Source organism: Streptomyces sp. B15, assembly GCF_018070605.1.
Taxonomy (GTDB): Bacteria; Actinomycetota; Actinomycetes; order Streptomycetales; family Streptomycetaceae; genus Streptomyces; species Streptomyces smyrnaeus.
In genome coordinates this window covers 1-12,579 of the sequence record NZ_JAGPXJ010000140.1, presented here as the reverse complement: position 1 = coordinate 12,579, position 12,579 = coordinate 1, and the positions used below count along the sequence as shown (strand labels likewise).

The window sequence follows — 12,579 nt, the reverse complement described above, 5'->3', positions numbered from 1 at the left end:
CCGTGGCCCACTCCGCGGCCGACCGCACGGGCAGCCGCCACTCCGCGCGGTAGGGGCGGGGGCTGCTGCCGTGCACATCCGCCGTGACGCGCCCCGGCCCGCATCGCACCGCGGACACTCCCCCGCGCCCGGCACCGGCCCCGGAGCTTCCCCAGCCGGCCCGCGCGTAGGCACGCCCTCGCTCCAGCCGGGCCGTATCCCGTGCCGCTCCCTCCATCGCGCGCAGCCACGCGCCGCCCACACTCTCGGCACCGCTCGCCTCCGGCCGGCCCGTTGCCCCCTCCAGGGCCGGTACGCCGCCGGTCACGGCTGCCTCCGCAGCGACACCAGGTCGGCCAGCTGCGCGTCGGTCAGTTCAGTCAGCGCGGCCTGGCCGCCGCTGAGCACCGCATCGGCCAGCTGCTGCTTGGCCTGGAGCAGTTGGGCGATACGGTCCTCCACCGTGCCCCGCGTGAGCAGCCGGTGCACCTGAACGGGCCGGGTCTGGCCGATGCGGTAGGCACGGTCGGTGGCCTGCTCCTCCACAGCCGGATTCCACCAGCGGTCGTAGTGGACGACATGTCCGGCCCGGGTCAGATTGAGGCCGGTGCCCGCCGCCTTGAGCGACAGCAGGAAGACGGGGACCTCCCCGGCCTGGAAGGCGTCCACCATCTCCTCCCGCCGCCCCACCGGGGTGCCTCCGTGCAGCAGCTGCGCCGCGACGTGCCGCTCGGCCAGATGTGCCTGCAGCAGCCGTGCCATCTCCACGTACTGCGTGAACACCAGCACCGAGCCGCCCTCGGCCAGTATCGTGCCCAGCAGTTCGTCCAGCAGTGCGAGCTTGCCGGAGCGGCCGGGCAGCCGCCCCTCCCGCCCCTCCCGCAGATACTGCGCCGGATGGTTGCAGATCTGCTTGAGCGCGGTCAGCAGCTTCATCACCAGGCCGCGCCGCTCGATCCCCTCGGCCGCCTCGATCCGCGCCAGCGTCTCGCGCACCACCGCCTCGTACAGCGACGCCTGTTCCCTGCTGAGTTCGACCGTGTGGTCCGTCTCCGTCTTGGGCGGCAGCTCGGGGACGATTCCCGGGTCGGACTTCTTGCGGCGCAGCAGGAAGGGGCGGACCAGCCGGGCGAGCCGCTCGGTCGCCTCCGGGTCCTCACCGCCCTCCACGGCGCGGGCGTGACGGGCGCGGAACGCCTTGAGCGGGCCGAGGAGCCCCGGCGTCGTCCAGTCGAGCAGCGCCCACAGCTCCGACAGGTTGTTCTCGACGGGGGTTCCGGTGAGGGCCACCCGGGCGGCGGCCGGGACCGTGCGCAAGGCACGCGCCGTGGCGGAGTACGCGTTCTTGACGTGCTGGGCCTCGTCTGCGACGACCAGCCCCCACTGGCGCGCGGCGAGCTGTTCGGCGCTGCTGCGCAGCGTGCCGTACGTCGTCAGCACGAACCCCGCGTCGGCGCCGTCCTCCCCGTCCCCGCCCGTACTGCCGCCGCCCAGTCCCTTCAGGGTGCGTCCGGTGCCGTGGAAGCGGCGTACGGGCACATCGGGCGCGAACCTGGCCAGCTCACGCTGCCAGTTGCCCAGCAGCGACGCCGGACAGACCACCAGCGTCGGTGCCGTCTCACCACGCTCGGCGCGGCGCAGATGGAGGGCGATGAGAGTGACGGTCTTGCCCAGCCCCATGTCGTCGGCCAGACAGCCGCCCAGTCCGAGCGAGGTCATCAACTCCAGCCAGGCGAGGCCCTGGCGCTGGTAGCCGCGCAGTCGGGCCCGCAACCGGGCCGGCGGGGCCGCGTCCTGGGCGGTCGGACCGGCCGCGCCGGTGCCGACGAGGCGGTCCCGGAGCGCCGCCAGGGCACCCTCCGGCACCGCCTCGACCCGCTCGCCGTCCACCTCGGCCTCGCCCGAGAGGGCCGCGGCCAGCGCGTCACCGGGCGAGAGCAGCCCCAGATGCCGCTTGCGTGCTTTGCGCACCAGCTCCGGGTCGACCAGCACCCACTGGTCACGCAGCCGCACCAGCGGGCGATGCGCCTCGGCCAGCTCGTCCATCTCGCCCTCGGTGAGCGGGTCGCCGTCGAGCGCGAGCTGCCAGCGGAATTCGAGCAGTCGCTGTTCCTTGAAGAAGCCGAACCCGTCGGCGGCCGAACCCGGCGCCTGCGGGCTCGGCCGCACCACCGCCGTCGCGCTCAGCAGCTCGCGGGCGAGCGCCCGCGGCCAGTGCACGGCCACATCCGCGGCGGCCAGCTCACGCGCCGTACGCCCCAGCAGGTCCCCGAGCTCTTCCTCGGTGAGCGGGAGGACGTCGGGCGTGGGCCGCTCCAGCAGCCGACCGAGCGGCGGCCAGACGCGCGCGGCGCGCCGCACCGCGAGCACCGTGTCCACCCGGGCGCGCGCTCCCAGGTGTTCCGCCTCGCCCTGCCACAGCGCCGCCACGTCCGCGACCAGTGTCGGGTCCGCGATGCTGGTCGCCTGGACGACCGCCGCAGCGACGTACGGCTCGGCCGGTGCGGAGCCGTACGGGCTCTCCTCCCGGCCCGGCCCCGGCTCCAGCCCCGGGGCCGGGCTCGGGCCGCCGTCGAAGAGGCGGTCGGCCGACAGGTCGAGCCGGAGGGAGATCCGGATTCCGGCCTCCGTGCCCGCCGCCACCTCGGCCGCCCACTCCCGCAGCCGCGGATACCGCTCGGACAGCCGCTGCGGCTCCCGTCCCGCGAACGCCGATCCGGTGGCAGCCGGACCGGCGGGCGTACGAGGCAGCACATCGGCGACCGCGTCCACGAACGCCCGCACCAGCCCTTCCGGCTCGGGAACCCGAACCGGCCCGTCGACCGGCTGCCGTCCGAGCTCGGCCCGGACCGACCCTCCCGCCCCGGCGCCGCTGTCCCCCGGTCGGTGCGCCCCCAACCGCACGGGCACCGCATGTGCCTCCGGTGGCATGGCGGCGGCCACCGCGCCCAGGTGGGCCACGTCCGCCGCATCCAGCGGGCCGGCCCGCCACACATCGGTGTCCCCCTCGCCCAGCCCCGGCACCAGGCGCCCCCGGGCGACCAGGCGCAGCCCGTGCAGCGCCGCGGCACCCCAGCAGGCCGCGGCCGGATGCGCCCCACTGTCCGTACGCGCCCGCATCAGGACGGGCAGCGCCTCCCGCACCGGCAGCCAGCGCGCCGCCACCACCCGCTGCCGTACGCCCTTTCCGTGCGGCCGCATCACCGTGAGCTCTCCCGGCTCCCCGACCTCGGGCAGCTCACCCTCGTCCTCCCGCCAGAACGCCACACGCCCCTGCCGGGGCACCTCCTCCGGCAGGAAGACCGCGGCACACCGCAGGAGGTCCGCACCGCTCCCCGACCCCATACGCGCCACCGCTTCCACACCTGACTTCGACCTCGCAGGCGAGTCTAGGAGCGGCCACTGACAATCCCGCCGACGATCAAGGGAGCTGCTGGTCAGCCCAGGTTGATACCACCGCTGATGTCACGGGCCTGGACGACGGTGCCGTTGATGTGCGCGGAGCCCGACACCGTGTTGTGCACCTCGGAGTGCTCGGCTCGCAGCACCGGGGCGTGCCGTTCGGCCCATCCGCGCAGCAGCGCCGCGAACTCCTCGTCGGCCCGTGCCTGCTCGCCGAGCCAGCCGGTCAGGGCCCGCACCTGCTCGCTGTCGGCCGGATCGACGGCCGTCAGCCGGCCGTCTTGGAGCTCGCCGTCGGGTCGCCTGCCGCCCACCCGCCGGACGAGCGACAGCAGAGACTCCCAGGCGGACTGGCCGGCCGCGCTTGCGGCACCGCCGGTGGCGGCTGCGGCAGCGGTACCGGCGAGAGTGAGTGCGGCGGCAACGTCCATACGGCACACGGTAGATCGCCCTGTGCGGCCCCGCCAGACCGCACCGGGGTTGTACCGTTTCCCCCTGCCCCCGGGGCGGGCATGGAAGGGGTGCTGGGGGCGGACGGGTGGGCGGGGGTGGACGGGGTGAACGCGCACAGCGTGGACGCGCAGACCGCGTCGGAGTCCGGTCCGACAGGCAGCGCCGCGTACGGCGGTATGTCCGCCGCGCAGATCGCCGCCGAGGTCACCGCGGGCAGACTGACCGCCCGCGAGGTGGTGCGGACGGCGCTGGCACGGATCGCCGAAGTCGACGAGTCGATACGGGCGTTCACCCAGGTGTGGCCCGCACAGGCGCTGGAGCAGGCGGCGGCCGTCGACCGGTCCGTCCGGGCGGGCGACCGGCTGCCGCTCGCCGGGGTGCCGCTCGCGGTCAAGGGCACCCGATCCCTCTCGTCGCGGCATGTGAACCGACTGGCGGCGGCAGGCTGCGTACCGGTGGGCGCCACCGCGACACCCGGTGCGGGCACCCGGTGGCAGACCTGGGGCGCCACCGACCGCGGCCCCACCCGCAATCCCCACGACCCCGACCGGAGTCCCGGCGGCTCGTCCGCCGGGTCGGCAGCGGCTGTCGCGGCGGGGATGGTGCCGCTCGCCACCGGAAGCGACGGTGCGGGATCCGTACGGATCCCGGCCGCCTGGTGCGCCGTGGTGGGCTTGAAACCGACCGGCGGGTTGCTGCCCCTGCCGGGGCGGCCCGCCTACCGCGCCCGGCGGAGCGTGCCAGGGCCGCTGGCGCGTACGGCGGCCGACGCGGCCGCCTACCTCGGCGCGGTCACCGGGGCCGCCGCCCTGCCGCCATCAGCGGCACCGGCACCGCCTGTACCGCCGACACGGCCGCTGCGGACGGTGTGGTCCGCGACGCTGGGCTTCGCGGACACACAGCCGCCCGTCGCCGCCGCAGCGCGTGCGTTCCTGACCGGCCTGGCCCGGGCCGGAATCGTCGCCCCGTACTCCGCGACCGTCCGGCTGCCGGATCCGGGCGACTGCTGGCAGGCCCTTCGCGCCGACCCCCACGACGCGGTACACCACCGGCCGGTCGCCCGCACCGTCGCGGCCCTCACTGCGGGAGTGGGCCGTCTCTTCGCCGAGGCGGAGCTGCTCGCCACCCCCACCACCCCCAATCCGCCGCACGGTCACGACGGACCGGGAGAGCTCATGAGCGTGGCCCTCACCTGGGCGTTCAACATCACCGGGCACCCGGCGATCAGCATCCCCGCCGGGCGGACGGCCGCCGGTCAGCCGGTCGGTCTGCAACTCGTGGCGCCGCCCGGCCGGGAGGCCGACCTCCTGGCCGTCGCGGCAGCAGCCGAGACGACAGCGGCAGTCGAAACGACAGGTGCAGCCGGAACGACAGGTGCGGGGGCGTACTGATGACCGAGGAGACGCGACGGCCGCTGCTCATGCTGGACGTCGACGGTCCGCTCAACCCGTTCGCGGCGCGTTGGCCACGCCGCCCACGCGGCTACCGCACGCACCGGATGCTGCCACCCAGCTATGCGGCACGACGGGAGGCGGCGGGACGGGATGTACGGCCGCTGCGCGTACGACTGAACGCCGCGCACGGGAAGCGGCTGCTGGGACTGGGCTACGACCTCGTCTGGGCGACGACCTGGGCGGCCGAGGCCAACGAGTACATCGGACCGCCGCTGGGGCTGCCGCGGCTGCCGGTGGTCGAGTGGCCCGAGAAGATCGTGCCGGAGCTGGACGGACTGCTGTTCAAGACCCGGCACGTGGTGGAGTGGGCGGCCGGGCGGCCCTTCGCGTGGGTGGACGACGCGCTGACGGCGAGGGAGCGCCGGTTCGTCGGCGCCCATCACCCCGGGCCGGCCCTCCTCCACCATGTGGATGCCCGGTTCGGGCTGCGCGAGGACGACTTCGCCACGCTCGCCCGCTGGGCTCGGGAGCAGGCCCAGCAGCGGTGACGAGGCGCACGCGGCCCCGCCGGGCGGCGTGGCAGGCCTCCGCTGCCCGACTGCCGGGTTCCCCGTCGCTCAGTTGCCGAGGTCCGTGGTACCGGACTGCGGCGGCTCGAAGCTGTCGAACCCCGCGGCCTCCACGAAGTCCGGCCGTGGGTTGAGCGCGGCGGCGAGCTTGAAGTGGGCCCGCGCCTCGTCGTCCCGGGCGGCCCGCTGCAGTGTGCGGGCCAGCGCGAAGTGGGCGTACGCGTTGTCGGGCTCGCGCTCCAGCACCCACTCGAACTCCTGCTCGGCCGAGTGGAGGCGGGCTTGAAGAAAGTACGCGCGGGCGCGCAGCAGACGAGCGCCCCGGTGCTCGGGGTGCTCTTCGATCACGTTGTCCAGAAGGTCGACCGCTCCGCGCGGGTCGCGCGCTGCCAGCAGCTGCTCCGCCGCTCGGAACTGGATGAGGTTCGTCTCGGGGCTCGTCACAACACTGCCCTTCCTTCGGCTCTCGCCCCGGCACAACATCGAGCTGCCCATGACCATTCCCTGGGCGTCCCCGGCCGGAGGCTGGGGAGCATATGCCCCGCACACGGGCGGGGCGAACGGAATTCCGCCGCCGGACCTGCCCGTCAGCCGTGCAGCTCTTCCCAGACCTGGCGCACCCGGGGAGCCAGTTCCGCCAGCGGCCCGTCGTTGTCGATCACATGGTCCGCGACCGCCAGCCGCTGGGCGCGGCTCGCCTGCGCCGCCATCCGGGCACGTGCGTCCTGGTGCGTCATACCGCGCAGCCGCACCAACCGGTCGAGCTGGGTCTCGGGGGCGGCGTCCACGACGACGACCTTGTCGTACAGCGGAGCGAGTCCGTTCTCCACCAGCAGCGGCACATCGTGGATGACGACCGCGGCCTCGTCGGCCTGCCGTGCCGCCCGCTCCAACTCGGCGGAGCGCTCCCCCACCAACGGGTGGACGATCGCGTTCAGGGCGGCCAGCCGGTCGGGGTCGGCGAAGACGAGGGAGCCCAGGCGCGGCCGGTCCAGGCTGCCGTCCGGCGCCAGTACCTCCTCGCCGAACTCGGCGACGACCGCCGCCAGACCCGGGGTCCCCGGTTCCACGACCTCCCGTGCGATCCGGTCGGCGTCGACGATGACCGCTCCGCACTCGGCGAACAGCCGCGACACCTCGCTCTTGCCCGCGCCGATCCCGCCCGTCAAACCCACCTTCACCATGCGGCACACGGTATCCGGTACCCGCGCGGGCCCCGCGCTCAGTCCTGGTGCCCGCGGTCGCCGTCGGGGCCGGGGCCCTGCTGGCTCTCCCGGTCGGCGAGGAACTGTTCGAAGACGGCGCCCAACTCCTCGGCGGAGGGCAGCTCGGCCGGCTCGGCCACCAGGTTGCCGCGCGTCTCGGCGCCCGCCACCGCGTCGTACTGCTGTTCAAGGCCGCGGACGACCGACACCAGTTCCTCGTCCCCCTCCGCCAGCTGCCGCTCGATCTCGTTCTGCGTCCGCAGCGCCTCCGTACGCAGCCCGTGCGCCACCTCCGGGAGGACCAGGCCGGTCGCGGACGTGATCGCCTCGGTGACGACCAGCGCGGCGTCCGGATAGGTGGAGCGTGCGATGTAGTGCGGCACATGGGCGACGACGCCGAGTACGTCGTGACCGCTCTCCGCCAGCCGCAGTTCGGTCAGCGCCGCCGCGCTCCCGGGGACCTGCGCCTCGTCGAAGACGGATCCCTGGCCCGGCACCAGATCGGTGCGGTTGCCGTGCGGGGTGAGACCCACGGGGCGCGTGTGGGGGACGCCCATGGGGATGCCGTGGAACGTGACCGACAGCCGGGCACGCACCCGGTCCACGATCTCGCAGACCGCCGCCGTGAAGCCCTCCCACTCGTTGTCCGGCTCCGGGCCGGACAACAGCAGGAACGGCGCGTCCGTCGCGTCCCGCAACAGCCGCAGCTCCAGCCGGGGTGTCTCATAGGCCACCCAGCGGTCCCGGCGGAACGTCATCATCGGGCGGCGCGCGCGGTAGTCGAGCAGGCGGTCGACATCGAAGCGGGCCACGGTGATGTACGGCTGGCTGTCCAGCAGCCGCTCCACGATCTGGTCACCGGTGTCACCGGCGTCCATGAAGCCCTCGAAGTGGTACAGCATCACGAGCCCGGCACTGTCCGGCTCCCCGACGATCGCGTCCACCGCGTCCAGTCCGGCCTGATCCCACGCGTACATAGCTTCCCGCTTGTGTGCCATACCTCTCCCAACGCCACTGCCCCGTACGGCATTCCCTCCCGTGTGCGCCATCGCCACGGCGGAAGGAAGGTGAGGCCCGCAGGAGAGGGAGGGAGAAGGGCTGGGGCCGGAAGAGGGCGGCGCAGGAGGGGTGGGCGAGCCGCGGCAGGGAAAGGCACGCGGCGCGGGGAAAGGCACGCACCCGGCGCGGGCAGCAGCCTCCGGAAAAGGGACGAGGCCCGCACCCCTGAGGGGTGCGGGCCTCGTTCCGGCTTGCGCCGTGCGAGCTGTCAGCTCTGGCCACCGGCCAGCTTCTCGCGGAGCGCGGCGAGCGCCTCGTCGGAGGCCAAGGCCCCCGAGTCCTCGTCCGAACCCTCGGACGAGTAGGAGCCGCCGCCACCGCCCTGGCCGCCGCCGCCACCGCCGCCGCCCTGCGTGGCGCCGCCGGCGCCGCCGCCGGTCGCACCCTCGGCCGCGGCCTGCTCGTCGGCCTCGCGGGACTTGATGACCTGCGCCTGGTGCTGCTCGAAGCGCGCCTGCGCCTCGGCGTACTGGCGCTCCCACTCCTCGCGCTGCTTCTCGTAACCCGGCAGCCAGTCGTTGGCCTCCGGGTCGAAGCCCTCGGGGTAGATGTAGTTGCCCTGGTCGTCGTAGGACGCGGCCATGCCGTAGAGCGTCGGGTCGAACTCGACCGCGGTCGGGTCCGCACCGAAGGACTCGTTGGCCTGCTTCAGCGAGAGGCTGATGCGGCGGCGCTCCAGGTCGATGTCGATGACCTTGACGAAGATCTCGTCGTTGACCTGGACGACCTGCTCCGGGATCTCCACGTGGCGCTCGGCCAGCTCGGAGATGTGGACCAGGCCCTCGATGCCCTCGTCGACGCGGACGAACGCACCGAACGGCACCAGCTTGGTGACCTTGCCGGGAACGACCTGGCCGATCTGGTGGGTCCGGGCGAACTGCTGCCACGGGTCTTCCTGGGTCGCCTTGAGCGACAGGGACACGCGCTCGCGGTCCATGTCGACGTCCAGGACCTCGACCGTGACCTCCTGGCCGACCTCGACGACCTCGGAGGGGTGGTCGATGTGCTTCCAGGACAGCTCGGAGACGTGCACCAGTCCATCGACGCCACCCAGGTCCACGAAGGCACCGAAGTTGACGATGGAGGAGACGACGCCGGAGCGCACCTGGCCCTTCTGGAGGGTGGTGAGGAAGGTCTGGCGGACCTCGCTCTGCGTCTGCTCCAGCCAGGCGCGGCGGGAGAGGACCACGTTGTTGCGGTTCTTGTCGAGCTCGATGATCTTGGCTTCGAGCTCCTTGCCGACGTACGGCTGGAGGTCGCGGACACGGCGCATCTCGACCAGGGAGGCCGGGAGGAAGCCGCGCAGGCCGATGTCGAGGATGAGGCCGCCCTTGACGACCTCGATGACGGTACCGGTGACGATGCCGTCTTCTTCCTTGATCTTCTCGATGGTGCCCCAGGCACGCTCGTACTGGGCGCGCTTCTTCGAGAGGATCAGGCGTCCCTCCTTGTCCTCCTTCTGGAGGACGAGGGCCTCGATCTCGTCACCGACGGCGACGACCTCGTTCGGGTCGACGTCGTGCTTGATCGACAGCTCTCGGGAAGGGATGACACCTTCGGTCTTGTAACCGATGTCGAGCAGGACCTCGTCCCGGTCGACCTTCACGATGACGCCGTCGACGATGTCGCCGTCGTTGAAGTACTTGATCGTCTCGTCGATCGCGGCGAGGAAGGCTTCCTCGGAACCGATGTCGTTGACCGCAACCTGCGGGGTGGTGGCGGAAGTCTCGGTGCTGCTCGTCATGTGGGAAAGGGTCTCCGGTACGGACATGAAGTCGTAGGTACTGCTACGCCGAGGACCCTTTGATCGCACCACATGCAAGTCTCAGCCGGACAGCCTGGAAAGCCGGAAACCCGAGGGGACATACAGCCGATGCGAGCGCGGCCTGCTCCGTCCGAGGCACGCAGGCCCGCAGCGCAACTTGTAGCATACGGGGGCTGCTGGGCATGGTCAATGCGCGAAAGAGCACACCTGGGATGCAACACCCCATTTCCGGCACAACTCGCCGCTGCACTCGGCCAGATGGCCCTCAGCCGCGGCACTCCCACGGCGTCCACCGGGGCCGCCGACCGTGAGCACGGCCAACCGAGGGTACGGCTACTGGCGCAATGGAACAAAAGCACGAGGGCGACAGGGGTGTCCAGCCCCTGACACAGGGTGATCATGACGGCGAGGCCGTGCGGCGGCCGGCCGGGGGCCGGGAGAGCAGCCGGGCCAGCCGCGGCTGGTGGGACAGCAACGCGGACGAGTACCAGACCGACCACGGCGACTTCCTCGGCGACGCCCGCTTCGTCTGGGGCCCGGAGGGCCTGGACGAGAGCACGGCCGGTCTGCTGGGCCCGGCGGAGCAGCTGCGCGGCCTGGACGTGCTGGAGGTGGGCGCCGGAGCCGCCCAGTGCTCCCGATGGCTGGCCGCACAGGGCGCGCGGCCCGTCGCCCTCGACCTCTCCCACCGGCAGCTCCAGCACGCGCTGCGGATCGGCGACGGGCAGGGCGGCGAGCCGGGGTTTCCGCTGGTCGAGGCGGACGCGCGGGCGCTGCCCTTCGCGGACGGCTCCTTCGACCTCGTTTGTTCGGCGTACGGGGCGATCCCGTTCGTGGCCGATCCGCAGCGCGTCTTCGCCGAGGTGGCACGGGTGCTGCGGCCCCGCGGCCGGTGGGTCTTCTCGCTGACCCATCCGCTGCGGTGGTCCCTGGCGGACGAGCCGGGGCCCGAGGGGCTGACCGTCCTCGCCTCCTACTTCGACCGCACGCCGTACGTGGAGCAGGACGCCGAGGGGCGGACGGTGTACGTGGAGCACCATCGCACGCTGGGGGACCGGGTGCGGGAGCTGGTGGGCGCCGGCTTCCGGCTCGACGACCTCGTCGAGCCCGAGTGGCCCGAGTGGAACCAGCAGGTGTGGGGCGGCTGGTCCCCGCTGCGCGGGCGGCTGGTGCCGGGAACCGCCATTTTCGTGTGCACGCGCGCGTGAGCAGCCTGTGCACGCGCATATGAGCAGCCGACGGGGAGGATCTCGGTGCGCCGCGACGACCAGCTGAACCGGCTTCCCATGGCCGAGGCCCTGCCCCGGCTGCGGGAGGCCCTCACCGCCTGCGGGGCAGCCGTCGTGCACGCTCCGCCGGGCACCGGAAAGACGACGCTGCTCCCGCTCGCCCTGGCCGGGCTGCTGTCCGACGGCGCGCCCGCACGCACCGTCCTGGTGGCCGAGCCGCGCCGGATGGCGGCGCGGTCGGCGGCGCGCCGGATGGCGTGGCTGCTGGGTGAGCAGCCGGGCGGGAGCGTCGGCTTCACGGTGCGCGGCGAGCGCCGCGTCGGCGCCCGTACCCGTGTGGAGGTCGTCACCACAGGCGTACTGCTGCAACGCCTCCAGCGCGACCAGGAGCTGTCCGGTGTGGACGTCGTCCTGATGGACGAGTGCCACGAGCGTCATCTGGACGCCGACACGGCGCTCGCCTTCCTGCTGGACGTACGGGCCACGCTCCGCCCGGACCTGCAGCTGATAGCCGCCTCGGCGACCCAGGACAGCGCGGCGTGGGCGCGGCTGCTGTCGGCACAGGTCGTACACGGACGGGGGACGAGCCACCCGGTCGAGGTGCGGTACGCGCCGCCGCCCGCCGGGGTGCGGCCACCGCACGGCATGTGGGTCGATCCCGCCCTGCTGCGCCATGTGGCGACGACTGTCCGGCAGGCACTGGCGGCCGTGCCCAAGGGCGATGTGCTCTGCTTCCTGCCCGGTGTCGGCGAGATCACCCGGGTGGCGGGACTGCTGTCCGGCGTGGCGGCCCGCGTGCTGCCGCTGCACGGGCGGGCACCGGCCCGGCTGCAGGACGACGTGCTGAGCGGCGGCGCGGACGGCGCCGCGGACGGCGAGCGGCGGGTGATCCTCTCGACGGCGGTGGCCGAGTCGAGTCTGACGGTGCCGGGAGTGCGGGTGGTGGTGGACGCCGGGCTGGCCCGGGAGCCGCGAACGGACCACGCACGCGGTCTCGGCTCCCTCACAACGGTGCGGGTCTCCCGGGCGGCGGCCGAGCAGCGGCGCGGCAGAGCGGGGCGCGAGGCACCGGGCGTGGCGTACGCGTGCTGGGCGGAGGCCGAGGAGACCGGACGACCCAGGGAGCCGTCCCCCGAGATCGCGGTGGCCGATCTGACGGCGTTCGCCCTGCAGGCCGCCGGCTGGGGCGACCCGGAGGCGGCACAACTCGCCCTGCTGGACGCGCCGCCGCCGGGTGCGATGAGCGCGGCGCGGCGGACGCTGCGCGCGATCGGTGCGCTGGACGAGACGGGCCGGGTGACCGAGCGGGGAGGACGGATGGCCCGGCTGGGCGTGCACCCCCGGCTCGCCCGGGCCCTGCTGGACGGCGCCACGGCAGTCGGCAGCGAACTGGCGTGCGAGGCGGTGGCGCTGCTGAGCGAGGAGCCGCCGCGCGCCTACGGGGACGACGCGGCCGAGGCGCTGCGGCGGGCCCGCGCGGCCCGGCGGGACGAGACCTACGGGGCGCGCTGGGCGGCGGAAGTG

Annotated in this window: 10 protein-coding genes and 1 pseudogene; 4 read left to right on the top strand and 7 right to left on the bottom strand. The window is 73.6% G+C overall.

The window, feature by feature from the left end:
* From KBY19_RS33990 to KBY19_RS33980, 3 genes and pseudogenes are all read right to left on the bottom strand, one after another.
* A pseudogene (locus KBY19_RS33990) lies at positions 1 to 286 on the bottom strand (hypothetical protein); the annotation flags it as partial.
* 17 nt (positions 287 to 303) lie between these two features.
* The gene (locus tag KBY19_RS33985; protein WP_210967379.1) at positions 304 to 3,324 is read right to left on the bottom strand and encodes a DEAD/DEAH box helicase; all 3,021 of its coding nucleotides are present in this window, start codon (positions 3,322 to 3,324) and stop codon (positions 304 to 306) included.
* A gap of 92 nt (positions 3,325 to 3,416) precedes the next feature.
* Positions 3,417 to 3,812 (bottom strand): hypothetical protein, encoded by a 396-nt coding sequence (locus KBY19_RS33980; protein WP_099879510.1) that lies wholly within the window; start codon positions 3,810 to 3,812, stop codon positions 3,417 to 3,419.
* Between the two features lie 81 nt (positions 3,813 to 3,893).
* Here KBY19_RS33980 and KBY19_RS33975 point away from each other — a divergent pair, with 81 nt between their 5' ends.
* Both KBY19_RS33975 and KBY19_RS33970 read left to right on the top strand, forming a co-directional pair.
* Positions 3,894 to 5,225 (top strand): amidase, encoded by a 1,332-nt coding sequence (locus KBY19_RS33975; protein ID WP_307843692.1) that lies wholly within the window; start codon positions 3,894 to 3,896, stop codon positions 5,223 to 5,225.
* Positions 5,225 to 5,776, top strand: coding sequence for a hypothetical protein (locus tag KBY19_RS33970; RefSeq protein ID WP_099879512.1), 552 nt, complete (start codon positions 5,225 to 5,227; stop codon positions 5,774 to 5,776). The genes KBY19_RS33975 and KBY19_RS33970 overlap by 1 nt, the downstream gene beginning before the upstream one ends.
* Before the next feature lie 69 nt (positions 5,777 to 5,845).
* On the opposite strand, the gene KBY19_RS33965 is transcribed toward KBY19_RS33970, so the two are convergent.
* The 4 genes from KBY19_RS33965 to rpsA form a co-directional block, all read right to left on the bottom strand.
* Positions 5,846 to 6,280: a tetratricopeptide repeat protein gene (locus KBY19_RS33965; RefSeq protein ID WP_099886391.1), complete on the bottom strand. Its 435-nt coding sequence runs from the start codon at positions 6,278 to 6,280 to the stop codon at positions 5,846 to 5,848.
* A 104-nt stretch (positions 6,281 to 6,384) separates the two neighbouring features.
* Positions 6,385 to 6,981 (bottom strand): dephospho-CoA kinase, encoded by a 597-nt coding sequence (gene coaE / locus KBY19_RS33960; RefSeq protein WP_099879514.1) that lies wholly within the window; start codon positions 6,979 to 6,981, stop codon positions 6,385 to 6,387.
* Positions 6,982 to 7,019: 38 nt separating this feature from the next.
* Positions 7,020 to 7,979: a proteasome assembly chaperone family protein gene (locus KBY19_RS33955; protein ID WP_180289892.1), complete on the bottom strand. Its 960-nt coding sequence runs from the start codon at positions 7,977 to 7,979 to the stop codon at positions 7,020 to 7,022.
* Between the two features lie 290 nt (positions 7,980 to 8,269).
* A complete protein-coding gene (gene rpsA, locus KBY19_RS33950; protein ID WP_099879518.1) occupies positions 8,270 to 9,805 on the bottom strand; it encodes a 30S ribosomal protein S1 in 1,536 nt (511 codons plus the stop codon).
* Between the two features lie 365 nt (positions 9,806 to 10,170).
* Here rpsA and KBY19_RS33945 point away from each other — a divergent pair, with 365 nt between their 5' ends.
* Both KBY19_RS33945 and KBY19_RS33940 read left to right on the top strand, forming a co-directional pair.
* Positions 10,171 to 11,034: a class I SAM-dependent methyltransferase gene (locus KBY19_RS33945; RefSeq protein WP_180289597.1), complete on the top strand. Its 864-nt coding sequence runs from the start codon at positions 10,171 to 10,173 to the stop codon at positions 11,032 to 11,034.
* A 45-nt stretch (positions 11,035 to 11,079) separates the two neighbouring features.
* Positions 11,080 to 12,579: helicase-related protein (locus KBY19_RS33940; RefSeq protein WP_307843691.1), on the top strand; the 1,500-nt coding region annotated here is incomplete at its 3' end.